Origin of the sequence: Streptococcus downii, from assembly GCF_004353325.1 — a bacterium.
Classification (GTDB): domain Bacteria; phylum Bacillota; class Bacilli; order Lactobacillales; family Streptococcaceae; genus Streptococcus; species Streptococcus downii.
Map to the genome: position 1 here is coordinate 347,650 of NZ_MZNX01000006.1, position 24,178 is coordinate 371,827.

Here is a 24,178-nt window from a genome sequence, read left to right on the forward strand (position 1 = left end):
AATTTAACCTATTTTTGCTTTGGTTTTCGACTCGATAAGATACCTGCCAAACCAGCTACCATTCCCATCAAGAGCAAGAAGATGGACTGTTCACTTCCTGTATTTGGGAGAGCTTTTTCTGAGACAACTGCCTTCTTGCTAAATTGACCTGCCACCTCATAAGTAAGTGGTACATTTGTAGTCGCATCGCTAGCAGCTGCATTCGTTTGAGGTGTTTCTACTGGTAGACTAAAAGTTGTAGAATCCACAGAAATCGTCCGTGAGTTCGGATTGATCTTTTCATACTGGGTCAAATCAGCGGTTTTCAGATACTCTTCAAAGGCTGCATCCATAGAAGGACCTTCTTCACGCGCGCCACCCAACATAGTGTAGCCATCACCACCCGCAGCTAAGAAATCATTGGTTGCAAGATAGTAGGTTTTTGCGAGGTCCAGTAGTTCATAACGACCTGTTGCACGGTTTTTAACCTGGATGGCCAAGACACGTTTGCCTGATGGTAGGTTGGTATCATAGTAGACCTTCACACCCGAAACTTGCAAGAAGCCACCACTTGGCTCTAACAATGGTTGCCCGTTCTCATCCAAGACTTTCTTGCCATCCTTATCGACCTGCAAGATAGATCCGAGTGATTTTTCAAACATATCCAAGACTTGTTGCCCAGTCACTTGGATTTGTGAGATGGTATTTCCAAACGGAAGAACGGCAATGACATTTCCTTTAGTAATTGGTTTGCCTTTTGCAATGGTTTCACGCAAGCCACCGCCATTTGTCACTGCGATGTCAGTCGGATGGCTAAATCCTGTTTGACCATACTGATAGAGCGAGTCCGCTACGACGTTTCCGAGGTTAGTTTCACGAACCCGAACATTTTCACGATCTCCGTTGAGTTCTACAGGGCTGTTTGAAACGACTTCAACAGCATTTTCAGCATCGTATTTTTGTTTAATGTCTTTGACTAGTTTTTCAACTGTTGGATTGGCTGGTAATTTTTTAGCATCAGCAGCCGGAATCTGAGTTGGATTGCCCAAAAGCTGACGTGATTTGTAGGTGATTTTTCCTACATTATGAAGGTAACTCCCTGTTTGGTTATAGGTAACATTGTCTCCATAGGTCGTTGATTCTACTGTATGAGAGTGACCATCGATTACTGTTACACGTTTCCCTTTCAAACGAGGATTTTTAGACAAGGCTTCTGCCAAGGTTGAACCACGCCACTCAACTGGGGTTGTGGTATCCACACCCAAGTGAGCCAGCACAACATAGTGTTTGTAGTCCTTACCTTCTGCACGAGCCTTAGCTTGAACTTCTTCGATGACCTTATTGACTTCAGAGATTGGATCTGTAAAAGTTACCCCTTTGACATTTTTAGGGTGAGTTTTGGTAGCTGTTTCAGGTGTTGTCACGCCGATTACAACAAACTCATCACCTTCCACAGTCTTATCTTTATCAACGATTGTAGAAGCTTCAAAGAGACGAGCACCATTGACGTAGGTATTTGAGCTAAGTAATGGGAATTTCAAGATTTCCTTGTATTTCTTAGCTTCGTCCAAACCAAAGTCAAACTCATGGTTTCCTACTGCCATGGCATCATACTGCATCTGATTGAGAATTTCAGCACGCGCTTCACCCTTCGTAGAGTTAGAAATCGGTAAACCTTGGAAAGCATCTCCCGCATCAACAACCAGAGTGTTTTGATTTGATTTCGCACGTTCCTGCTCAATAACTGTCGCTAACTTGGCATCTCCAATTACTCCCTTTTCCTCTACAATACGACCATGGACATCATTGGTGTGTAAGATAACGGTGTCCTTTTCTTCGCTTTTAGTAGATTCAGCAGGAGCTGTCGGAGCTTCTGTAGGTGCAACTGCTTCTGAAGTCGCCGAAGTTTCCGGTACCGCAGGGCTCTCAACAGGAGCTGGAGTCGCCGACGTAGCTGGAGTCGCTACAACAGCTGAACTTTCTGCAGGAGTCGTTGCTTCTTCAGCATAGACTTGTCCAGCTAAGAAGGCTGGAGCTAGCAGGGCTGTCGATAAGACAGGTAACAAAGAACGTTTGTTCATTTTAAAATCCCTTTCTTTTCTTTTTCTCTTTTATATTATACGCTATTTCTAAAAATTTTGAAACTTTTGACCTATTTGCATCTTAAATATTCGCCATTTAAACAAAAAAGTCTGGGTTCAAATCCCAAACTTTTAACTCTTTTTATTGGAAATCTTTGATATTCCCATCATAGGTCGCCCAGTCCTTGCTAAAGAAGCGGTCATTCATCTTGTAGTCTGGAGCTGGTTTTGGATCCGTCAAGAAGGGATTCACAACCTTATCAAAAGCCAACCAGCCCAACCAACCTAAGTGGATAGTATCCTTGATAAAGTAAGGTTCTCCTCCGTTTTTTGAAAAGTCAGCAATGTTGGTAAAGCCTTGACTTTCTAGCTGGTAACGAATTTTCTCCACTGCATGTTGATACATTTCTTCACTGAGCTCTGTATATTCCATCCATTTCTTGTTGACGGGCTGGATAACAAAGAGCACATTGACTTTTGATTTAGCAAATTGATTGAGAACCAGCTGCAAATCATTGTATTCAGACGACTTTAGGAAGTTATAATTTTTTTGATACCCTTCCCATTTTTTTAAATCTTTTTTGACCTCATACGTGTAGAAATGATTCTCCATCCCCATATCGTTATTGGTCGTATTTGCCTCTGCATCCTTACGGGCAATTTCTTCTAAAGCGTCATAGGAAAACTGATCAGGAAGATCTTTTAAATAGTTTTCTACATGTTCTTTGTACTTGAGTTTCCCCCGAATGGAAAATTGACCAAAAAGAGAGGACTGCTTTTCATTGAATCGTGCAAAGACGTTGATGATAAGTCGATCAGCATCTGACAAGTCCTCTCCTTTTGAAAGCTTTTGAAGGATGCCTTTCAATGCCACACTCGGGTTCTGCTTCAACAAACGCGTCGCAGCATGCTTAGCCGAGATGTCCCCAGATTGATTTTCTAAAAAAGCTGTCAACTGGTCGCTATTAAAGAATCTCTGAAACGCTGCTGGCTCGTAATCCGTCTCTGTAAACCACTGAGGAGAGATGACAAACACCGCCTGCTTTTCCTCAATTTCTGGCAGAATCTGCTGCAAACCGAAATATTGATTAAGCGAGGCCGCTCCTGCCTGACCCATAAAGTAAGGGCGATAGGGACGATTGTATTTTTCTGCTAAAACAGCTGGATGGACACTATCAAATCGAATCCATTCACTTGACCCTAGAAAAGGGACAAAACGCATATTGGGATCCGTTAGCGCCCTCACTTTTTGACTTCTCTCTTTAAAACTTTCTCTACTGATGGAAGCTGCAGAGTACTTCTCCTCCGTCAGATTATGGCTTGTTGTACTTGGATAAAAAAAGATGAGTAGAAGAACCAAAAATCCAGCGATGAAGATAGGCCCGAAGATCAGCCACAAGCGTTTAAGCATTCTTTAACTCCGCAATACCTTCTACAATTTTATTAGCTGTATTCCAGTCATCACGACCGAACTCTGTCACTGGAACACGAATGTCAAAACGGTTTTCAATCTCAACGATCAATTCAACCGTTCCCATACTATCCAAGACACCAGCGTCAAAAAGATCTTCATCCATCATGTCAGAAACATCTTCCATAAACAACTCATCAATAATTTCAATAACTTCTGATTTGATATCCATTTTTTATATCCTTTTATTTTTTAAACCATAAATCATTCAAAAATCCAGAAAAGATTAAGAATGAAACCATCACGACATGGAAGGTGACAACCATGCCAAGCAACTGAATCCAGCGATTCTCAGGTAAGGAACCCTTTCCAGCTTTTTTCCGTTCTTTATTGAGTGCTTTTTTCTTACGAACCCAAGCGTCATTGATGACCAGCCCAATCCCATGGAAAAGTCCATAGGCGATGTAGTACCAGGTCACACCATGCCAAAATCCCATAATCAGCATATTGAGAATGTAGGCTACACTTGAGGTCACATTGCGATTTTTAAAGACCTTCTTTCTGGTCAACACCATGACCATCCGCATAAAGACAAAGTCACGGAACCAGAAAGACAGACTCATGTGCCAGCGATTCCAAAACTCTTTTAAATCCCTTGACAAAAAGGGCTTGTTAAAGTTGATAGGACTATGAATACCCATCAAGTTTGAAATGGCTAAGGCAAACATAGAGTAGCCCGCAAAGTCAAAGAAGAGCTCCAGACCAAAGGTGTACATGACCGCTAAAGCGTAGAGGTTAAAGAAACCACCTGTCTGCAAGGCCAAATTTTTCAACGGAGGCAATAATGTCTCTCCTAAAATGTGAGCCAAGATAAACTTGTAGAGGAAGCCCAGCATGATATATTTGACAGCCTCTTCTAGCATGTCCATCAACTCATCCCGCTCAGGAATGGTCTCGTAATTTTCATTGAAGCGTTTAAAACGATCAATGGGACCACTTGAGAAAGTCGGCATAAAAAGAAGAAAACGCAAGAATTGCCAGATTGTTAAATCCTTGATGACACCATCTCTCAACTCAACGATAACCCCAACTGCACGAAAGGTTAAGTAAGAAATCCCTAAAAAGCCAAACAAAGATTGAGGGCCATGAATAGCAGGAGATACTTTCACAAAGACGATTGGCAATAGAGATAAAAAGCTAACCAGGTAAAATATCCATTTACTATCCCGTCGCTTCCTGTACCCTTTGTAGAAAAATACAAGCAGTACTTGCCAGATAACATAAAGGATAAGAGCGCTTATTTGATCGGTCTTTCCACCTGTCAACATGGTGACGATAAAGAAGAGACTGACGAGCACTTCATACCAAGCAAAGCGTTTCTTGAAAAAGAGCCCGATAAATATCGGTAGGGTCGCAGCAATCACATACAAAAAATAATAAAGATTGCCATAAGGTTCCAAATGAGGTAGCTGTTTGTAAAGCTCCATCATCTATTGTTTACCTCATTAATCAAGCCCTTAATATCAATTTTACCATTAGGCGTTAGTGGTAAACTATCTCGATAGAGGAATTTCGATGGCATCATATAAGACATCATGATATCTGCTAGGTCTTCCTTAATAGCCTTGGTAATATCGATATCACGTTCAAACTGCTCGCGGACACCGTCCTTTAGGATAACATAGGCCAGTAGATTTTGCACCTTGTGGTCCTTGTTATAGCGTGGTACTGCGACAGCAGACTCGATAAAGCGAGACTTGTTGAGGTTTTGAGAGACATCTTCTAACTCAATGCGGTAACCGTTGAACTTAATCTGGAAGTCCATCCGTCCACCGTAGAGAAGCAAGCCCTCATCTGTCATAGTTCCCACATCTCCTGTGTGGTAGGCCGGAAGACCTTCAAACTCAAAGAAGGCTTCTGCCGTTTTTTCAGGATTGTTCATATAGCCTTTTGAAACAGCTGGTCCAGAAACAATGATTTCTCCCTGTTCCCCATTTGGCAGTTTCTTGCCTTCCTCATCAATGATAAAGGTTGGAGAATCCGCCTTAGTATAGCCGATTGGCAGGCGTTTGAGAGTCGTCAACATCTCGTCTGTTACAGCAACTGCTGACAAAGCCACTGTCGCTTCTGTTGGGCCGTAAGCATTGATGATACGGGCATTTGGGAAACGCTCGCGCAGTTTTTGAGCTGTTTTGACAGTCAATTCTTCACCATCAAAGTAGAAATGCGTGATTCCAGGCATTTTCTCACCATTGAAATCTTCTGACAACATAGCCATATCTGCAAAGGAAGGCGTTGAAGTCCAGATAGCGATTGGCAATGAAAAGATCGTCGCAAAGAGCTTTTTGAAATCCTGAGTAATGTCTGAAGGAAGAGCGAAAAGCGTACCACCAAGTGCCAAGGTTGGCGCCCAGTACATGACAGATAGGTCAAAAGAATAAGGTGGCTGAGCCAACATTTGTGGACGACTTGGCGTCGCAAATTCCTTGTCCGTAATCATCCAGTTGGTAAAGCTGAGGAGATTATCATGGGAAATCTGCACTCCCTTTGGCTTACCAGTTGTACCAGAAGTAAAGATAATGTAGTAGTTATCATCTCCCTTGACTGAATGCGTGATCTCGTAGCTAGAAGCTTGAGCAAAGGCTTCTTGAACCTGAGCTAGATTCAACATCGGTGTAGAAACCTGCTCCAACGGAAAATCTGAGATAGCAATAATCAAGCTCGGCTCTGCTACTTCAACAATAGCAGCCACCCGTTCTAAGGCTGAATGGCTGTCAATGGGAATATAGGCATGCCCCGACTTAGTCAGCGCTACAAAAGTAGCCAACATCTCATATTCCTGACCACCAAAAACGACGACTGGTGATTTCTCAGGCAAGCCAAGTCTATCAATAGCTGTAGCCAAACTATCTGAATCAACTTTCAGATCACCATAAGTATGCTCTTGACCTAAAACATTGTAGACAGGATATGTTGGCTGTGTTTGAGCAAAGTGCTCAATCGTTTCAATCATATCTTTTATCGGTTTATTAGACACGGTTCATTTTCTCCTTCAAACTAGAACTCATTATAAATAAAGGTCCCTTGACTCTGACCAAGGTAACTGAAAAAATAAAGCAAACCAAGTAAGATTACAAAATATAGGACAGTCTGTCCCAAAAACATATACAATTTTCTGTGTTTTCCCATAGTTAGTGTGTTCAATTTTCTATGATTTTTCAAAAAAGCTATGCAACTATGCATTTACTATCTTATCTTCCTAACATTTTACCATTTTATCAACCTTTTTTTCAACTATTTACCATAATTCAAAAGTTTGTTTTAGCTTATTTTAAGATAAGTTAAAATATTAATGTTTTGGCCATCAAAAAAGAGCCTGAGATTTCCATCTCAAACTCTGTTGCCAATCACTCTTTTATCTTAGAAAAGTGAAAATACGAGAACTGCTAGGGCCGCTCCGAGGATAGGTCCTACAACAGGAATCCAAGCATAAGACCAGTCCCCATCTCCCTTGTTTGGAATTGGCAAGATGCTGTGCATGATACGAGGTCCAAGGTCACGAGCTGGGTTCAAGGCATAACCCGTTGTCCCACCTAGTGAAAGACCGATACCAACAATCAAGGTCCCCACTGCAAAGGTCCCTAATCCTGCCTGAAGGTCATAGAGCCCCAAGGCAAAGATTGTCAAGAGCAAAACAAAGGTTCCAAGGATTTCGCTAACCAAGTTGGATACTGTGTTCTTGATTGCTGGTCCAGTACTAAAGGTCGCTAGGATATTGCCTGCATTTTCTTCTGCCTCATAATGCGGTTTGAATTGCAACCAAACCAAAATCTGAGCCACCATCGCTCCTGCGAATTGGGCTAGGATATAAGGGAAAACAGAAGCCCAAGAGAGCGTTCCTTTTAAGGCCATCGCAAACGTCACAGCTGGATTTAGGTGGGCTGGACTGAGCGTGCCAGATACAAAGGCCGCAACGGCTACAGCAATTCCCCATCCCATAGTAATCACGATCCATCCTGAATTGTTGCTCTTGGTTTTGGGAAGAACCACACCTGCAACAACACCATTTCCTAGGAGGATCAGGATTAAGGTCCCCAAAAATTCTCCAAATAATTCTTTCATCATATCTTTGTCTCCATTTAAATGAAGGGGCTGGCGACAAGGAATGCTGCCCTCCCCTCTCTTCTAGTTTTTCTTAATTTTTTAGTTCTGCCAAATCGTTTTGAGCAAGAGCTGCTTCGACATCCGCACGGTAGGCTGCTTTTTCTTCTTCAGTCCAATCATAGAATCGTCCCATTTCATCCAGAACAGGCTCCACAATGCTATCCAAACTATCACGCATAAAGAGCATGTGGTTGGTACGACGAAGAAGAAAGTCAACTGGGCTAAGAGCCAACTCATTGCGCATTGCATAGTGAAGGGACAAGGTATCTGCCAAGCTGAGTCCTGGCGCTTGTTCCAAGCTGTGAGCAAGTGCAAAGACTTTCGGTGCATTTGAACCGTAAAGATTTGCGAGATACTGGGCTTCCTTGCTATCCAAGCCACGTGAAACTCCAAGTTGAGCAAAGGCTTCAATTTCTGAGTCCACATTTGCTGGGTTCAATTCTCCACCTGAAACAGGGTAAGTCTTCGAGTTGATGAGTTTAAAGCTACGGTCAAATTCGGCTTTGAGGATGTCAACCACACGCTCCATAGCTCCTTCAGCCATCTTACGGTAGTCTGTGATTTTACCACCAGCAAGAGTCAACAGGCCATTGTCATCACGGTCCAAGCTCGAACCACGAGAAACTGCAGATGGGTCCAAATGTTTCTCAGATGTGCTGCTTTCAAGCTTGCTGACAGCAGATTCAACATCTTCACGCGTTTTTTCTTTCGAGAGATAAGCTTCGACAGTCGCAATCAAGCTATTGAAGCTCTCATCACTAATGGTTCCATTATTCCCTCCATTGTAGTCAGAAGCGCTATTGCCTGCAATCAATGGACGAAGACCAGCCCAGCTGCTTTCGATATCATCAATGGTAATATTTGCTTCTGGGAAGCGGTTGTTGACAATGCCAAGTAGATAATCTACATCTTCCTGCGTCACTTTTGGATGTTCCAAATCGCCTGTGTAGTCTGTATCCGTTGTACCAAAGTAAGTCTTGTTTTCACGTGGGAGGACAAAGACCATCCGGCCGTCTCCCAAACCTGTATCAAAGTAAACTGGCTGTGAAACCTTGATCTTGCTTGAATCCACTACCAAGTGAACTCCCTTAGTTGGGCGCATTTGTGAGAATTGGGTTCCCTTATTGGACAAATTACGTACCTTATCGCTCCAAGGTCCAGTTGTGTTAATAACTAGGCGAGCCTTGATTTCAAAGACTTGGTCTGTCAACAAATCACGAGCTACAACACCTGTAATCTTGCCACTTTCATCAAAGAGGAAGCCTTCTGCCTTAACGTGGTTGGCAATGAGGGCACCGTCTTGGTTGGCACGTTTAATGTTTTCAATCACGAGACGCGCATCGTTGTTACGGAAGTCAAGATAAACTCCACCTCCTACCAAGCCTTCTTTCTTCAAGTTTGGCTGGCGTTCCAAGACTTCTTCCTTACTCAAGACCTTGTTAGCAGCTGGCGTGTTGCTAACACCTGCCAAAAGGTCGTACAAGTCCATGGCTACTTTGAGACGGAAAAGGCTAAAGGTCGCTCCATCTTCATCGTAAACTGGCAAGAGCATTGGATCTGGTTTTGGAATGTGTGGAGCGATTTGTTGAACCACCGCACGTTCAGAAACTGTATCTGAGACTACTTCCACGTCAAATTGTTTGAGGTAACGCAGACCTCCGTGGACCAATTTTGTTGAACGGCTAGATGTTCCTTCTGCGAAGTCCTGCATTTCAATCAATCCAGTGTCAAGTCCACTAGCTGCCGCTTGCAAGGCTACCCCAGCACCGGTAATCCCACCACCAATAATCAGGAGGTCCAGGGTGCGTTCCTGCATTTTTTTAATTGATAATTCTCGTGTTTTCTTTGAAAATTCCATATTTACACACTTTCTAACTGAGTCACTTTATTCTTTCAGTATTAGTCATCGATTTCCGCAAAGACTTGCGTTGCTTTCACAGCCTTCTTCCAGCCCTTGTAGAGTTGTTCCTTGCGAGATTCGTTCATCGATGGCTCAAAGAGTTCTCCAGTCTCATTCAAGAGCTTCAACTCATCCAAGTCCTTCCAGTAGCCTACTGACAAACCTGCTAGGAAGGCTGCTCCTAGAGCAGTTGTTTCCAAGTTTTTGGCGCGTGCGATGTCGATTCCCAAGATGTCAGCCTGGAACTGCATCAGGAAGTTGTTCATAGCTGCACCGCCATCTACCTTCAAGACTTGGATAGCTGTCTGAGCATCTACTTGCATGGTGTCGATGATGTCACGTACTTGATAAGCGATAGATTGCAAGGTTGCCTTGATAAAGTCTTCTTTGCTTGTTCCACGAGTTAAGCCAAAGACCGAACCACGAGCATTTTGGTTCCAATATGGAGCACCTAGACCTGTAAAGGCAGGTACTACATAAACTTCGTCATTGTTGTGAGAATTGAGAGCATATTTTTCAGACTCTGGTGAATTTTCAACCATGCGAAGTCCATCACGAAGCCACTGAATGGCACTTCCTGCGATGAAGATAGAACCTTCCAAGGCATAGTAAACCTTGCCGTTGATTCCATAACCAATCGTTGTCAAAAGGTTGTTTTCAGACAACTGCATCTCTTCACCAGTGTTCATAATGATGAAAGAACCTGTTCCATAAGTATTCTTGACCATACCTGGTTCAAAGGCCAACTGACCGAAGAGGGCTGCCTGTTGGTCCCCAGCCATACCTGAAATTGGTACTTCTCCACCGTAGAAATGGAATGGAGCAGTCTTGCCGTAGATTTCAGAGTTAGAACGAACTTCTGGAAGCATAGCCTTAGGAATGTTGAGGATTTCTAAAATCTCATCATCCCATTTGAGTTCTTTAATGTTATAGAGCATGGTACGAGCCGCATTTGAGTAGTCCGTCACATGAGCCGCACCGTCAGTCAATTTCCAAACCAACCAAGTATCAATGGTACCAAAGAGCAATTCTCCTTTTTCAGCTCGCTCTTGAGCACCTTCTACATGGTCCAGAATCCAGCGAACCTTAGTCGCTGAGAAGTAAGCATCGATGATCAAACCAGTCTTTTCATGGAATTTTTCCACATAACCTTGGCTTTTTAGTTGTTCAGCTAAAGGTGCTGTCTGGCGTGATTGCCAAACGATAGCATTGTAGATAGGGAGCCCTGTTTTCTTATCCCAGACGACAGTTGTTTCACGCTGGTTGGTAATCCCGATGGCTTCGATTTGACTTGGTTTCACACCACTTTCGATGAAAGCACCCGCGATAACTGACTGAACAGAGTTCCAAATTTCATTGGCATTGTGCTCAACCCAACCTGCTTGAGGGAAAATCTGAGTGAACTCTTTTTGACTAGAGCTGACCTTTTCTCCTTTTTTGTTAAAAATGATGGCACGAGAACTGGTCGTTCCCTGGTCAATAGCCATGATGTATTTTTCTTGTGACATGTGCTGTCCTCCTGATAAAATCTTGAGGGGGTTCCTCTTTACAGTAACTAGTATACAAAATAAAGCGCTTTCTTGTTTATCAATTTTTTTAAAATTTTAAAAAAATGTGAGGAGATTGTGCGAATTTCACAAAAAAGACCTGAAAATTCAGGCCTTTTAAGCAAAGAGCATCTGACGAATCTTCGCCAAATCCTCCATATCCAAATCATTTTTTAAATAATAGACCGGAGTCTGTTCTTTCTTATGAATGGGGTTGTTGGTAATTAACAAATCATAATGTCGACTGGGGTCATAGGCTTCAATAGTAATGAAACGATTGTATTCCAAATACCGTTTCAAAAGGGCAGCCATCCTAGAAAAGACAAGGAAACCAGATGTCAAATCCAGACCAATCCTCATATGTTGGCCACCATTTTCTGCCATATACTCTATCAACTGAAGCCATTCCCAGAGAATTTTCTTATCCAAATCCGTTCCCTGCTGAAAGGCAGGTATAGCATGAAAAATTCTCTCTGCAGTCCCTCTAAAATCATGTTCCATCAGCAAATAGGGATGGCGATTCTCTGTCTGGTATCTGTACTGATCTTGCAAGATATAGCCCTTGTATAGATAAACTTGACCACAGAGCTGACTGAGTTCATAGGTGACATGGTCCTCTGTGTAGTCCCCCAGCAACTCCTCTTTCTTCATCTCTTGAATCAATTGCGTAAGCAAATCGGCTAATTGCCCTCCAAAACCAAGAATATACTCCATAGTATGAAGAGGAAGAATACGATGGGAAAGGAGAAATGAAAAGAATACCATCATCTCACCATCCTCAGTTCCTAGAGGGATATGTTGCCCAGCAAAAAAGGACGGAGCCTTTCGAAGCAAACGAAGGTAGAAAATATTGTCAAAATACCCCCGCATTTTTTCTTCTATGACTTGAAACTGACAGGCATTGACCCGAAGACGCTGTTGACTGATGTGAGCCCAGAGAACCAAGTCCAATTTCTGACCTGAAGACAAGCTAGCACCGCAGATTTCTTCTAGGGTAGCAATCTCTTGTTTTCTCTCAGCTTTCTGCATGTGACCTTCCCACTCCTGACTGGACCAAATCTTGCGAAAAAGGCAGAAATAGAAATAGCGAATCTGATGCTCTGGACCTCGCCAACGGCCATTTTGGATGGATAAGTCAAACTCTGACAAAATCTGATTTAGACTAGCTAAGTGGCGACCAAGCGTGGCCTCGCTAATCATCAATTCTTGAGCCAGTTGATGGGCTAGGAACTGTTGGTGATAGAGAAGGTAAACCAAAATTTGGTACTTAATGGCATTGTCTAAAAACAAGCTCCGAATCTCTCTTCCCTTGGTATCTGCACTAATCGACAAACGCAGATTTTCATCTTCCAAGTGAATGGTCAGCTCTAGCCCTCTTTCCCAGGCATTTTCGTTAATCAGAGAAATGTACTTGGTTAAGGTCGCCTTTGAAAAACCTGTTTCTTCCATGGCTTTCTTGACTGTTGTCTGCGAATCTTGTAATAGAAAGGAAAGGACTAAAAATTGACCAGATTCTGCTTTTTCCATCAAATCGCCTAAATACATTTGTTACCCCTTTCATTCTCTCCTACAAGCATAGCATAAATCTTTCAAATGCTGAAATAATCTGTTTCTCATTTTATTTTAAGGTTGATTTCCTCGTCATTATTCCACAGAAACAGCAAACACACAACTCCCCCTTTGGGCATTTTTATGCTAAAATAGTAGCTATGGATAAAATTATTAAAACAATATCAGAAAGCGGAGCCTTTCGTGCTTTTGTCCTTGATAGCACTGAAACCGTCCGCACTGCTCAAGAAAAACATCAAACTCAAGCCAGTTCAACTGTCGCACTTGGTCGCACCCTTATCGCTAGCCAAATTCTCGCAGCCAATGAAAAAGGAAATACCAAACTAACAGTTAAAGTTCTTGGAACAAGCTCTCTCGGTGCCATCATCACGGTCGCAGATACCAAGGGAAACGTCAAAGGCTACGTTCAAAATCCAGGTGTTGACATCAAAAAGACTGCAACGGGTGAAGTCCTTGTTGGACCTTTTGTTGGAAACGGTCAATTCCTCGTTATCACAGACTATGGTACTGGAAATCCCTACAACTCCATGACTCCCCTCATCTCTGGGGAAATCGGTGAAGACTTAGCCTACTACCTGACTGAAAGTCAACAAACCCCTTCAGCAGTCGGCCTCAATGTTCTTTTGGATAAAGACGACAAGGTCAAAGTTGCCGGAGGTTTCCTTCTCCAAGTATTGCCAGGAGCCAAGGAAGAAGAGATTGCCCGCTTTGAAAAACGCATCCAAGAAATGCCAGCCATCTCAACCCTTCTAGAAAGCGATGACCATATCGAAGCCCTCCTCAAGGCCATCTATGGTGACGAATCCTACAAACGTCTATCTGAAGAAGAAATCCGTTTCCAATGTGACTGCAGCAAAGACCGTTTTATGAACGCTCTTGCCAGCCTTCCAAATTCAGACCTTGAGGAAATGAAAGAGGAAGACCACGGGGCAGAAATCACTTGTCAATTCTGCCAAACAACTTATAACTTTGATGAAAACGACCTGGAGGAACTCATTCGTGACAAATCTTAATACACCTTTTATGATTGGAAATGTTGAGATTCCCAATCGTACTGTTTTAGCACCCATGGCTGGTGTCACCAACTCAGCCTTTCGTACCATCGCAAAAGAGCTCGGAGCTGGACTCGTTGTGATGGAAATGGTCTCTGACAAGGGCATCCAGTACAACAACGAAAAAACACTGCACATGCTTCATATCGATGAAGGCGAAAATCCCGTTTCTATCCAACTCTTTGGTAGTGATGAAGACAGCCTCGCACGCGCAGCAGAATTCATCCAAAAAAACACCAAGACCGATATCGTCGATATCAACATGGGCTGCCCAGTTAACAAAATCGTGAAAAACGAAGCTGGCGCTATGTGGCTCAAGGACCCAGACAAGATCTACTCTATTATCAACAAGGTCCAATCTGTCCTTGACATCCCCCTCACCGTCAAAATGCGTACTGGATGGTCTGATCCATCCCTAGCCGTGGAGAATGCCCTCGCAGCTGAAGCTGCTGGTGTCTCTGCTCTCGCCATGCATGGCCGTACCCGCGAACAAATGTACACAGGCCACGCAGACCTCGAGACCTTGCACGATGTAGCCCAAGCACTGACTAAGATCCCATTTATCGCCAACGGTGACATCCGTACAGTTCAAGATGCTAAACAACGCATCGAAGAAGTTGGTGCTGACGCAGTTATGATTGGCCGAGCAGCCATGGGAAATCCCTACCTCTTCAATCAAATCAACCACTACTTTGAAACAGGAGAAATCCTTCCTGATTTGACCTTTGAAGATAAGATGAAAATCGCCTACGAACACTTAAAACGCTTAATTAGCCTCAAAGGAGAAAAAATTGCAGTCCGTGAATTCCGTGGTCTCGCTCCTCACTACCTTCGTGGTACATCTGGTGCAGCCAAGCTTCGTGGAGCTATTTCACAAGCTAGCACCCTAGCAGAGATTGAAGCCCTCTTGCAATTAGACAAAGCATAATAGAAAAAACCGTAACTCGCTTGGAGTTTACGGTTTTTTAGATACTAGGAAAACCTAGGTACTATTATTGAATCAAGGCAACACTCGAAACTTTACCATCCGCACCTGTTGTAATTTGGATGATTTTTCCTCCACCGATTTTGGCATTATACTTGCCATCATCAAGAGTGTAAGAGTAGCCTCTGATAGAATAGTTTTCTTTCTTTCCATCTGCAGTTTCTACTGTAAATTGGCCCCCTGATGAAACCGTAATAGTTTCGCCATTCGCTCCCTTCCAGTTGCCTGCAGCTGCTGAGAAATCACCATCGACCATGGTTAAAACACCCTTGTAGCGTTTGTTGTGTTCTGCTTGCTTGTCTTGAAGTTTGCGGTCAGTTGTTGGATCATAGCTTGACTGGTTAGACTGGGCTTGAGAGCCTTGCTGAGTTGATGGAGTCTGAGAAGGGGCTTGTTGACTAGGAGCTGCTTGTTCTTGTCTTGATTCAGGTGCCGGTTTCGCTTGTGACTGATCTGGCGTTGTAGAAGACTGACCAGAAGATGCCTGAGCCTTTTCAGATGAAGCGGAGCTTGAAGATTTTTGAGTCTTGCTTTCTTTGCTAGAAGAAGCCGCTTTAGAACTTGATGATTGACTTGTTTTTGCAGAGCTACTAGTTTGAGTGGTTTCGTTTTTATTTCCACAAGCTCCCAGTAGCAAGGTAGAAGCCAACACAGTCGCTGCCATCAATTTGATATAGATTTTCTTTTTCATTTTTCTACTCCTTTGTAACATTTTTGAAATATTAAGAAATATTTTTGTAATATAATTGTAGCATTAGGCCTTAAATCTGTCAACTTTTTAGAGAAACTATTTTAAAAATTGTTCCTTCTACTATTTCTATTCGTAATCGAAACGAAAAAATAGAAAATTTCTTAGATTAGAGTCCTATTTTTTGCATCGCTCTTGTGTAATTCTAAGAAAGATAGCCATTCATAAAAAATGATAATAAATAAAGAGGTCGGGAACTTTGTCCCGGCCTCATTTTTATTTCAATCGATAGGTTTTTCTTGGTTTCTTTTTAGGTACTCGTTTGAGTCCGACTTCTTCTACATATTCGCCGTATTTTACGAGAAAGTTATTGCTGACGATTGGGCGACCGGGGTTGATGAGATTGACCAGTTCAGTCCCTTCATAGACAGTAAACTCTTCCTCCAGCAGATAAAGGAAGGTCGGGTTCCAGTCGAGACGGCCTTGGATTCGTTTGATGGACTCTTGGATAATGGCATAATGGTCAAAGGCGAAGGCTTGCTCGTCCAGCTCCACTCCCTCTAGGAAACATTTGCCTGTCTGAAAATCGACATCTACGAAAACGACATCCTTGGCATCGTCACCTGCCTGAACGAGATCTAAGGCACGACTAGGTAGGTACACTAAATGGGCAATGGTCACTGTCCAGCCCCGTGGATCACGACCAGGGGTCGATACGGTCATCAATTGCTCGATTTTCTCCAAAGGTAGATCGAGATTGATTTCTTCTCTCACTTCGCGCTGACAGGCATGTGCAGCATCTTCTCCCTTGTCCATAAAGCCTCCAACCAAAGCCAAACAGTTTTGATAAGGGTGAGCCTTACGACGAATCAGCAAGAGCTTGATCTTTCCTTCGACAAAGCAGTAGGCCACCATATCCACTGTCACACTTGGTTTTTCATATTGAGGGAGTTCCTGCTTGTAGTACCAGTCTAAAAACTCCTCCTGACTGGCATGGATTTCATAATATTCTTTTTCCGTCATCCCGGCTGGAATCATCGTATCTGCCATCTTATGCCTCCTTTCGAACTGCCTTAGTCCATTGGTACCAACCCACTAGACTGTTCAGTGTGTAAACCCAGTACATCCCTTGGATGTGGATATTTTCACCCCACCAGAGATAAATACTAAAGAGATTGGTTGCAATCCAGAAAATCCATTGCTCACGGTAGAGACGTGTCATCAAGAGTTGACCAACACCATTGGTCGCATCGGTAACACTATCACGGAAAGGGCGAGCGCTATTGATACTTTGGTAAGCCAAGCCCATACCAATCCAGATAATGGCAGTCAAGGCCAAGTACTTGAGCCAGTCAATCACAGATAATTTCTTAGCTTCAAAGTGGGATTCTTCTGGTTTTCCTTGGTCATTGATACGATTAGACAGCCAAGCATAGAGACCAATCGGCTGCATGACAAAGAAGTAAACGGTCGTCAAGACTTCGCCATAAAAAGTCGCATTCATGGCCAAAATCAAATAGATAGCCGAGTTAATAGCCCCAAAGAGATAATTGCTTGCACGCCCTTCTGCTACCAAAATAACACAGATAATCCCCGTCCAGGATGCAAACAAGCTCAGCAAGTCATGACTTTCTGTATTTTGCGTGAACTCTAAGATCAAGGGAACACTTGACAAGGCGATGAGGTACAACCACTGGAAAAGACTACGGCCGACAAAGAGATCTTTCCAGAGTAAGCGCATGGTTCCTGCAAAACCAATCTTGCGGGCTTCGGCATGGACATTTTTAAAATTTTCGATAAATTGTGTGATTTTTTCAGTTAGCTTTTTCATCATTTTCTCCTAATCTGCTTGGTAAATGGCATCAATAGCCACTTTTGCTGCTTCATAATTGCCTAGATAATCCTCCGCTAGATAAACTAGTGGAATCGTGGTTAAATATCGCTCTCTCATCTGATCCAAATGCTGGGAAAAACTGTAGCGAATGTGGTCTTCTGCCATGGTCATATCTCTAAACCCGTCATTGACATAGGACCCAACAGGTTGCACAAAGAGAATCAAGTCCCATTTTTCCTTGGCCAAGATCGAAACAAAGAGATTGTCAAAGGTTTCTCCTGATAAGTCCCCTTGGTCCTCAGTCTCCATGTAATAATCATAGTAACCCTTGGTTACCAAGGAGTTTGTATCGGCTATCACTAGGCCTCGATTGGCATTACTATCGATTAACTTGGAGGTCTGGTCATACTGTCCCAAAAGGAGATAATAATAATCCTTTGGAGTCAATTCATCGTCACGGACATTGTTTTTGATCTGGTACTCACGTGCGTATTCCAGGCTAACGGGCGCATCGTAATACCTTGCCAAATCCTTGGCCAGAGTGGTCTTCCCATTGCTGGCACTTCCCATAATCAACACTTTCTTAGTAAACTGACGACGGAAGGGTTGAGCGATGTATTTCCAATATTTGCTTGGATTTTCTCGAATCATAGTTGCTGAGATACCAAACTTTCTTTCTTGCAAGACGGTTCCAAATCCACGTCTAGATAGCTCTTGCTGGTATTCTTCTTCTCCCACAAAAAAAGTCAGTTCTTGCTGGTTTTCATCATAGGAAATCTCCGCTAACATCTGGTCCAACCACTCCTGCCAGCCCATAGGGGAACGGGGAAGGTTGGTCTCATCCAGCTTACAGACAGAGGTCAATTCGTCATCACGAAAAGCCTCTCGGATATAGCGAAATCGTTTTTGAAGACTTAAACCTACCTGATCACCTCGGTCTCCCTCGTAGCCTGAAACGACTACCCAGACCTGATCACACTGACGCTTCGCTCGCTGGATCAGATCGATATGCCCCTGATGGAGAGGGGCAAAGGTCCCAAATACCACTGCTGTTTTCTTTTTCATACTCGTTTGCCTTTTTATAATTTTTGATATTTTTGTTTTCTATGTTTTTATTATATACTATATTTTTGTTTTGTCAATAGTTTTTTATCATTTTTTATAAAAAAGTAGCAAAAAAAGAATCAGGACTACTCCTGATTCTCCATTTTTAAGCAATATCAAATTTTAATTGACCAGCTTTGACACCAATCTTGAGGGTCTTGCCTGCTACCAGTTCTCCCTTAAGAAGGAATTCTGCCAACTTGTCTTCCACTTCTGTTTGCAGGGTTCTGCGAAGTGGGCGAGCTCCCATTTCTGGATTGTAACCTTTGCTTGCCAGTAACTTCAACGCTGAAGCTTGCAGTTTCAAGTCGATACCCTTCTCTGCCAGGCTAGCAATTAATGGTTTAACCATGATCTTAACGATTTCCTGCATGTGTTCGCTATCCAAGCTATGGAAGACCACCTTTTCATCAATACGGTTGATAAACTCTGGTCGATAAGCTTTTTTCAACTCTTCAAAGATTCGTTTTTCCATATTTTTCTGGTCAAAACGAATGTCTTTGGCCCCAAAACCGACCGTTTTGTCGTCACGAAGAGCCGTCGCACCAAGATTTGACGTCATGATGATAATGGTATTTGAAAAATCAACCTTGCGCCCCTTGCTATCTGTCAAGACACCGTCGTCCAGAACCTGCAAGAGGACATTAAAGATGTCTGGGTGGGCCTTTTCTATCTCGTCAAAGAGGAGCACAGAGTAAGGTTTGTTGCGAACCTTCTCGGTCAACTCCCCACCTTCTTCGTAGCCTACATAGCCCGGAGGAGCTCCATTGAGACGGCTAGCTGCGAATTTCTCCATATACTCACTCATATCAAAGCGGATAAGGGCTGATTCGTCATCAAAGAGGACTTCTGCCAGAGCCTTGGCTAATTCGGTCTTACCAACACCCGTTGGTCCTAGGAACATAAAAGAGCCAATCGGACGCTTGTGACTGCGAATCCCTGACTGGTTGCGGCGAATAGCACGGCTAATACTTGAAACAGCTTGATCTTGGCCGATGACACGTTTGTGTAGTTCAGCTTCCAAGTTCAGATATTTCTTGGCATCAGTCTGAGTCAGTTTTTGGACTGGAATCCCTGACAATCGACTCAAGGTGGTCAAAATTTCAGATTCTGTTACCAAGTCTTTATAGACAGGCACTTCTTGTTCTTTTGCGATTAGCTGGGCCGCTTGTTTCCACTTGCCATCCATCAGAGCCTTGTCAGCTGGACTCAAGTCGGATTCGTCTGCTTTCACATGCTTGGATTTGTTTTGCACTGTTGCTGCCGCTTCATCCAAAAGGTCGATAGCAGAGTCTGGTAAGTGACGACTGGTCAAGTAACGATGCGCCATCTTGACAGCTGTTTCAACGGCTTCATCTGTGATTTGCACACGATGGTGTTTCTCATAGGTCGCTTTCAAACCTTGCAAAATAGTCATGCTGTCAGCTAGACTTGGCTCTTCAATCGTAACTTTGGCAAAACGACGAGAAAGGGCAGCATCTTTTTCGATGTGTTTTTGGTATTCTTCCTGAGTGGTTGCACCAACCGTTCTCAAAGTTCCACGCGCCAAGGCTGGTTTCAAGATATTGGCCGCATCCAGAGTCGAGTCAATACCGCTTCCAGAACCCATAATGGTGTGGAGTTCATCGATAAAGAGAATCACTTTGCCATCTTCCTCTATATCCTTGATGATGTTGTTCATACGTTCTTCAAAGTCACCACGGAAACGTGTTCCCGCGACAACATTCATCAAATCAAGCTCTAACACGCGCATCTTTGCCATTTCCGCAGGTACATCCCCACTGGCAATACGCTGAGCAAGTCCAAGTGCCAGAGCTGTTTTCCCGACACCCGCATCTCCAACCAAGACAGGATTATTCTTGGTCTTCCGACTCAAAATCTGAATCATACGTGCGATTTCCTTGTCACGACCAATAACTGGTTCTAACTTGCCAGAGCGCGCTTGCTCCGTCAGGTCATGCGTGTAGTCCTCTAGACCACCACTTTGAGCTTGAGGCATACCCATCATATTGGCCATGGAACTTTGCTTGTCAGCTACTGTGCGATGACGTTGACGCAAAGCCTTGAGATCTTCTCTAGTCCAGCCAGCACGTTCTTCTAGATTGCGACGAAGAGCAGCAATTCTGACCTGATCTTTCTGGTCTTCATAAGAAAAGCCTGCTCTCTCCAAGATGCGAGTTGCCAAGGCATTGCCGTCATGCAAAATCGCATAGAGGACATGCTCTGTCCCTAGCACCTTAGCATGGACCACTGAGGCCACATACTCTGCTTCTGCAAAGAGAACCTCCAAACGATGGGAAAAGGGCAATTCCGTAAAGGTTTCGTCCTGGCTATAGTCCGTTTCAGTCAGTTCCAACGCAACCTCTTCTAAACGGTCCATTTCATAAGGATAATCATTTAGAGTCGCCCCTGCTACACTGTAACTGTGATTGGACATGGCAATCAATAAATGCCAAGACTCTAGATATCGAGCTCCAAAATGGCTTGCAACCATGTAGGCACTTTCGATACATTCATTCAATGCTTTTGAATAGTTCATCTTACTTCTCTTTTCTATCTACCTCTTGTAATAGCTGTCGGAGCATATTGGCACGGACAACTGAAGATTCTTCCCCTAGGACACGATCCGTTGCTACTGAAGTCAGCAAGGTCATCTCCTGCTTGGTCATCAAGTCCTGCTCCACCAAAAGTTGGAGAATATCCTCATAAATCTCCTGACTAACTCTCTCACCAATCGAGTAAAGCAAATCGCAGAGCATCTCGTGATGACTGGAAAACTCAATTCGCCCTATGCGAATGTAGCCTCCACCACCACGCTTGCTCTCAACCAAGTAACCTCTGCTTTCAGTAAAACGTGTCTTGATGACATAGTTGATCTGACTTGGCACAACCTGAAAGGTATCTGCCAACTGGCTCCGCTGCAATTCCACGATACCAGATTGGTCTAATATCGCCTTGATATAAGCTTCGATATGATCTGATGTATTTTTAAATCTCATAGTAAATCAAACTCCTTCTTTGAACCTTGACTATCTTTGACTATACTATCATTTAACACTCTATAAGTCAAATTTTTAAGGCTCAACCATTGGAAATACTGACTTTCTTTAAAAACAATTATGCATTAAATCGCCTTAGTTTTTCTTGAAAGTTCCTAAAAAGTCCACAAAAAAGAGCCCTAAAAAGGGCGTAATATTGACAAGTTCAGCAGGCAAGAAACTATCACGGTCAAACGTGCTTTTTACTTTATGGACGATAATTCTACTAAATCATTTAATAATTCATGTTTAAATAACTTTTTGCACTCTTTTTGAAGACCTAAATTGTATCACCTTACATTTCTACTACTCTAATTAGGTATAAGATATAATAACTCTCCTAACTAATTATTTATATTGAGTTTTCAAAACAAGTTGTATTTATTGTTGCACTTATAATAGAACCAAGAATGAGCTAGTCAAAACTAGCTCATTCTATTACCTTTCATATTTTGCATGTGAAATAATTATTTCATCTGTTATCTCACAATTTTGATATCTTTTATATACAGAGTGCCAAGGTCCGTTTTTTGAGTGAGTTAAACCGACTAATTCACTTGCTGTTAAATCACCATATTCTTCAAAAGTTTCTAAAAGAATAGGAACTACTTTTTCAAATTCTTTTACGAGGAGCATTCTGCCAAGAGCTTGGGAAAGATGAATATCCTTTAAAATATACTTTGGAGCACTATCTGTTTCTATAGTGTCTGCACCATACTTTTTAAATTTTTGATAAACCTCTTGTACGACTGGTCCATAATCATAAGCGACTATTTTTTCAGGAAATAGCCGTTCCTCATATTTTAATAGATATTTTTTATATGCTAGATAAATTAATTTTTGTAATTTTAAATGCGAGGTAGCTTGAATTGCCAAGAAGAACTTCGCAATATCAATCGCAGAAAGTTTTAAGTCTGATTTTACAATCTCTTCAAATTCTTCAAAATCCTCACAAATCATTACATCTTCAAAGAATGAATCAAACTTAAGTACGCTTTCCCACGTACTATCATCAGATGTAAATGAATGTATTCCGACATCGTCCCGCTTAATTTCTTTGAGCCGATCTAAAATACTTCTAATTTCATCGTTATCTAACTTTCCTTCTGGAGCAGTCATATGAAAACCAACTCTTTTACCTTCAGTATATGAACTGGCAACTATAATAAAATGTTGAAACATCTCTCACTCCTCCTTTTCTAAATCTGCTTGATGATAGTCTTTTGGTATTAAAGTATATTTCCGTTTTTGTTTATGTATTTTGTGAGATTCTTCGTTTGATTCAGAATCACTCACACACCAAATCTGTAATTCCCATGGAAAAAATTTATTATTGCCGTTCTTAAAATATATATGTAAACCAACATAATTACCCTCGTTTCTCATATACATTCTGTCGATAATATCTACTATGCTTTTATCCTGGTTTAAATTATTGTAAATCAACACTACATTATCTACAAGTATTCTAAAGCCTAAAAAATCATTAAGAGATTTGTTTATAGGTACTTTTCCATTCTCATGTTGAGGACCTAAATAATATTTTATTTTTTCACGAATTGACTCTGATTGCTTAATTCTATATCTAATTCCAGAATACTCTACTTGTAAGAGCAATAATTTTATAGTAAATTGATTTAACTCCGCCTTATACAGATCAATCAGTCTTTGAAATTTAGGATTTACGCCTCTCTCATCTGCTACTTTATCGATTGTTTTCTTTAAGTTGTAATTTAAAGATGGCTCCAAGCTCTTTGAGAAGTCACCATGTAATTTATTGATTCTCTTAATAATTTCAACAACACTTTCATAATCATAAGATTCTATAACCACCTTAGATAATCTCCTACCTATCTACAAATAAAATAAACACAAACGTCACATCTATCCCCTGTGTTTACCTCGATTCTTTATGATTATATTATACACTTTCTCTTAATGTACCTTTTTTTGTACATTTTGTCAATCATTTTAGTTATGTTTTTTCCTCATTTTATTATAAAAAGTATGAATGATATTTTAATGCTATTTATAATACCTGATAGATAAAAATTCTAACATACTAGAAGAATTTAAAAGTAATTGCTTAAGGTAATTAACTCAAATTTATATTTTTCCAGCTCATACATACCTACCAAATATTAGCCACAAATCACGATACCTCTAAGTTGTTCGATGTCACTTCTACCGTTCCCCCTAAAAACAATTGAAGTATGAGATTAGGTAGATTATTGACTATAGTACTACAAAATCAGGAAAATAAAAATGGAACTTAGAAAGTTTAACAATAAAATTGTAACGATTACAGACGTTGATAACCAGACCTTTGAGGGAATTGTCTTTTTGAAGATAAGGGTACTTTTGATGAAGAGTATAATGCTTTATCTGTTAAAACAGGTTTACGATGGATGAGATTGTTTGAAAATGAAATTTTTAAAGTTGAAATTGCTGATAAAATCGGCCAGTCAAAAAGCCCTTAGATTTATTTCTAAGGGCTTTTATTCTACCAGTAGTTTTAATCGTGATATGTCAATAATGCTCCTTCTCGATAACTACGAGCAAAATCTAGTAAGATTTCACTTTTGAGACGATCATACTCTGTTTTATCAATATCCAGTAATCTATAGAGTTCTTTTAAAGTATGCTTTTGTTTTTGGGAAACAATAAATAAATTATAAAATATACCACGTTTCTTTTCGTCTAGGTCACTACTATAAGAGTCTATCATTTTGACCATCTCGATAGCTTTGGTTTCAAATGCGCCTAGAGTATCTCTAAGTTTGACTAACTTCTTCAGCGACTTGTAACTTTTCAAAAAAAAGAATA

The 24,178-nt window shown here is 41.8% G+C and carries 21 protein-coding genes; 2 read left to right on the forward strand and 19 right to left on the reverse strand.

Going from position 1 to position 24,178, the window contains the following annotated elements:
• Positions 1–8: 8 nt before the first annotated feature.
• From nt5e to E2R31_RS03640, 10 genes are all read right to left on the reverse strand, one after another.
• Positions 9–2,060 carry a cell surface ecto-5'-nucleotidase Nt5e gene (gene nt5e, locus E2R31_RS03595; protein ID WP_132972875.1) on the reverse strand — a complete coding sequence of 684 codons (2,052 nt, stop codon included), beginning with the start codon at positions 2,058–2,060 and terminating at the stop codon, positions 9–11.
• A 142-nt stretch (positions 2,061–2,202) separates the two neighbouring features.
• Positions 2,203–3,471 carry a D-alanyl-lipoteichoic acid biosynthesis protein DltD gene (gene dltD, locus E2R31_RS03600; protein ID WP_038804739.1) on the reverse strand — a complete coding sequence of 423 codons (1,269 nt, stop codon included), beginning with the start codon at positions 3,469–3,471 and terminating at the stop codon, positions 2,203–2,205.
• On the reverse strand, positions 3,464–3,703 hold the full coding sequence (gene dltC / locus E2R31_RS03605; protein WP_000351970.1) for a D-alanine--poly(phosphoribitol) ligase subunit DltC: 240 nt from the start codon (positions 3,701–3,703) through the stop codon (positions 3,464–3,466). The genes dltD and dltC overlap by 8 nt, the downstream gene beginning before the upstream one ends.
• Positions 3,704–3,716: 13 nt before the next feature.
• Complete coding sequence (dltB, locus tag E2R31_RS03610; protein WP_132972877.1) at positions 3,717–4,961, reverse strand: D-alanyl-lipoteichoic acid biosynthesis protein DltB; 1,245 nt, start codon at positions 4,959–4,961, stop codon at positions 3,717–3,719.
• A complete protein-coding gene (gene dltA / locus E2R31_RS03615) occupies positions 4,958–6,508 on the reverse strand; it encodes a D-alanine--poly(phosphoribitol) ligase subunit DltA (RefSeq protein ID WP_132972879.1) in 1,551 nt (516 codons plus the stop codon). The genes dltB and dltA overlap by 4 nt, the downstream gene beginning before the upstream one ends.
• Before the next feature lie 20 nt (positions 6,509–6,528).
• Positions 6,529–6,660, reverse strand: coding sequence for a teichoic acid D-Ala incorporation-associated protein DltX (locus E2R31_RS03620; protein ID WP_025168981.1), 132 nt, complete (start codon positions 6,658–6,660; stop codon positions 6,529–6,531).
• Between the two features lie 231 nt (positions 6,661–6,891).
• Positions 6,892–7,596 carry an MIP/aquaporin family protein gene (locus E2R31_RS03625; protein WP_084945051.1) on the reverse strand — a complete coding sequence of 235 codons (705 nt, stop codon included), beginning with the start codon at positions 7,594–7,596 and terminating at the stop codon, positions 6,892–6,894.
• 70 nt (positions 7,597–7,666) lie between these two features.
• The gene (gene glpO / locus E2R31_RS03630) at positions 7,667–9,493 is read right to left on the reverse strand and encodes a type 1 glycerol-3-phosphate oxidase (RefSeq protein WP_061421528.1); all 1,827 of its coding nucleotides are present in this window, start codon (positions 9,491–9,493) and stop codon (positions 7,667–7,669) included.
• Between the two features lie 41 nt (positions 9,494–9,534).
• Complete coding sequence (gene glpK, locus E2R31_RS03635; protein ID WP_076984232.1) at positions 9,535–11,043, reverse strand: glycerol kinase GlpK; 1,509 nt, start codon at positions 11,041–11,043, stop codon at positions 9,535–9,537.
• A 156-nt stretch (positions 11,044–11,199) separates the two neighbouring features.
• Positions 11,200–12,627 (reverse strand): AcpB/EbpR/MafR family transcriptional regulator, encoded by a 1,428-nt coding sequence (locus E2R31_RS03640; protein WP_084945050.1) that lies wholly within the window; start codon positions 12,625–12,627, stop codon positions 11,200–11,202.
• Positions 12,628–12,791: 164 nt separating this feature from the next.
• Here E2R31_RS03640 and hslO point away from each other — a divergent pair, with 164 nt between their 5' ends.
• The gene (gene hslO, locus E2R31_RS03645) at positions 12,792–13,664 is read left to right on the forward strand and encodes an Hsp33 family molecular chaperone HslO (RefSeq protein ID WP_049518848.1); all 873 of its coding nucleotides are present in this window, start codon (positions 12,792–12,794) and stop codon (positions 13,662–13,664) included.
• Positions 13,651–14,631, forward strand: coding sequence for a tRNA dihydrouridine synthase DusB (dusB, locus tag E2R31_RS03650; protein ID WP_000183322.1), 981 nt, complete (start codon positions 13,651–13,653; stop codon positions 14,629–14,631). Before hslO ends, dusB begins: the two co-directional genes overlap by 14 nt.
• 64 nt (positions 14,632–14,695) lie before the next feature.
• Here the strand turns inward: dusB and E2R31_RS03655 are convergent, their stop codons facing one another.
• The 9 genes from E2R31_RS03655 to E2R31_RS03700 form a co-directional block, all read right to left on the reverse strand.
• Positions 14,696–15,379, reverse strand: coding sequence for a hypothetical protein (locus E2R31_RS03655; protein WP_132972883.1), 684 nt, complete (start codon positions 15,377–15,379; stop codon positions 14,696–14,698).
• Between the two features lie 273 nt (positions 15,380–15,652).
• Positions 15,653–16,426 (reverse strand): NUDIX domain-containing protein, encoded by a 774-nt coding sequence (locus E2R31_RS03660; protein WP_132972885.1) that lies wholly within the window; start codon positions 16,424–16,426, stop codon positions 15,653–15,655.
• A gap of 1 nt (position 16,427) precedes the next feature.
• Entirely contained in the window at positions 16,428–17,207 is a 780-nt protein-coding gene (gene pnuC / locus E2R31_RS03665; RefSeq protein WP_132972887.1) for a nicotinamide riboside transporter PnuC, read from the reverse strand.
• A gap of 9 nt (positions 17,208–17,216) precedes the next feature.
• Positions 17,217–18,275, reverse strand: a complete 1,059-nt coding sequence (locus E2R31_RS03670; RefSeq protein WP_132972889.1) for an AAA family ATPase — start codon at positions 18,273–18,275, stop codon at positions 17,217–17,219.
• A gap of 145 nt (positions 18,276–18,420) precedes the next feature.
• Positions 18,421–20,853, reverse strand: coding sequence for an ATP-dependent Clp protease ATP-binding subunit (locus E2R31_RS03675; RefSeq protein WP_132972891.1), 2,433 nt, complete (start codon positions 20,851–20,853; stop codon positions 18,421–18,423).
• Position 20,854: 1 nt separating this feature from the next.
• Positions 20,855–21,313: a CtsR family transcriptional regulator gene (locus E2R31_RS03680; protein ID WP_132972893.1), complete on the reverse strand. Its 459-nt coding sequence runs from the start codon at positions 21,311–21,313 to the stop codon at positions 20,855–20,857.
• 477 nt (positions 21,314–21,790) lie between these two features.
• Positions 21,791–22,534 carry a Panacea domain-containing protein gene (locus E2R31_RS03685; RefSeq protein ID WP_084948228.1) on the reverse strand — a complete coding sequence of 248 codons (744 nt, stop codon included), beginning with the start codon at positions 22,532–22,534 and terminating at the stop codon, positions 21,791–21,793.
• Positions 22,535–22,537: 3 nt separating this feature from the next.
• A complete protein-coding gene (locus E2R31_RS03690; protein WP_084948227.1) occupies positions 22,538–23,185 on the reverse strand; it encodes a nucleotidyltransferase family protein in 648 nt (215 codons plus the stop codon).
• Positions 23,186–23,867: 682 nt separating this feature from the next.
• Positions 23,868–24,167, reverse strand: a complete 300-nt coding sequence (locus E2R31_RS03700; protein ID WP_243701286.1) for a hypothetical protein — start codon at positions 24,165–24,167, stop codon at positions 23,868–23,870.
• Between the last annotated feature and the right edge of the window lie 11 nt (positions 24,168–24,178).

Coding starts and splice junctions, on each gene's coding strand:
- E2R31_RS03640 (WP_084945050.1), bottom strand. CDS start 12,627: ATGTATTTAGGCGATTTGATGGAAAAAGCAGAATCTGGTCAATTTTTA.
- pnuC (WP_132972887.1), bottom strand. CDS start 17,207: ATGAAAAAGCTAACTGAAAAAATCACACAATTTATCGAAAATTTTAAA.
- E2R31_RS03655 (WP_132972883.1), bottom strand. CDS start 15,379: ATGAAAAAGAAAATCTATATCAAATTGATGGCAGCGACTGTGTTGGCT.
- dltD (WP_038804739.1), bottom strand. CDS start 3,471: ATGCTTAAACGCTTGTGGCTGATCTTCGGGCCTATCTTCATCGCTGGA.
- dltB (WP_132972877.1), bottom strand. CDS start 4,961: ATGATGGAGCTTTACAAACAGCTACCTCATTTGGAACCTTATGGCAAT.
- E2R31_RS03685 (WP_084948228.1), bottom strand. CDS start 22,534: ATGTTTCAACATTTTATTATAGTTGCCAGTTCATATACTGAAGGTAAA.
- glpO (WP_061421528.1), bottom strand. CDS start 9,493: ATGGAATTTTCAAAGAAAACACGAGAATTATCAATTAAAAAAATGCAG.
- hslO (WP_049518848.1), top strand. CDS start 12,792: ATGGATAAAATTATTAAAACAATATCAGAAAGCGGAGCCTTTCGTGCT.
- glpK (WP_076984232.1), bottom strand. CDS start 11,043: ATGTCACAAGAAAAATACATCATGGCTATTGACCAGGGAACGACCAGT.
- E2R31_RS03670 (WP_132972889.1), bottom strand. CDS start 18,275: ATGAAAAAGAAAACAGCAGTGGTATTTGGGACCTTTGCCCCTCTCCAT.
- dltC (WP_000351970.1), bottom strand. CDS start 3,703: ATGGATATCAAATCAGAAGTTATTGAAATTATTGATGAGTTGTTTATG.
- nt5e (WP_132972875.1), bottom strand. CDS start 2,060: ATGAACAAACGTTCTTTGTTACCTGTCTTATCGACAGCCCTGCTAGCT.
- E2R31_RS03620 (WP_025168981.1), bottom strand. CDS start 6,660: ATGGGAAAACACAGAAAATTGTATATGTTTTTGGGACAGACTGTCCTA.
- E2R31_RS03680 (WP_132972893.1), bottom strand. CDS start 21,313: ATGAGATTTAAAAATACATCAGATCATATCGAAGCTTATATCAAGGCG.
- E2R31_RS03675 (WP_132972891.1), bottom strand. CDS start 20,853: ATGAACTATTCAAAAGCATTGAATGAATGTATCGAAAGTGCCTACATG.
- E2R31_RS03660 (WP_132972885.1), bottom strand. CDS start 16,426: ATGGCAGATACGATGATTCCAGCCGGGATGACGGAAAAAGAATATTAT.
- E2R31_RS03625 (WP_084945051.1), bottom strand. CDS start 7,596: ATGATGAAAGAATTATTTGGAGAATTTTTGGGGACCTTAATCCTGATC.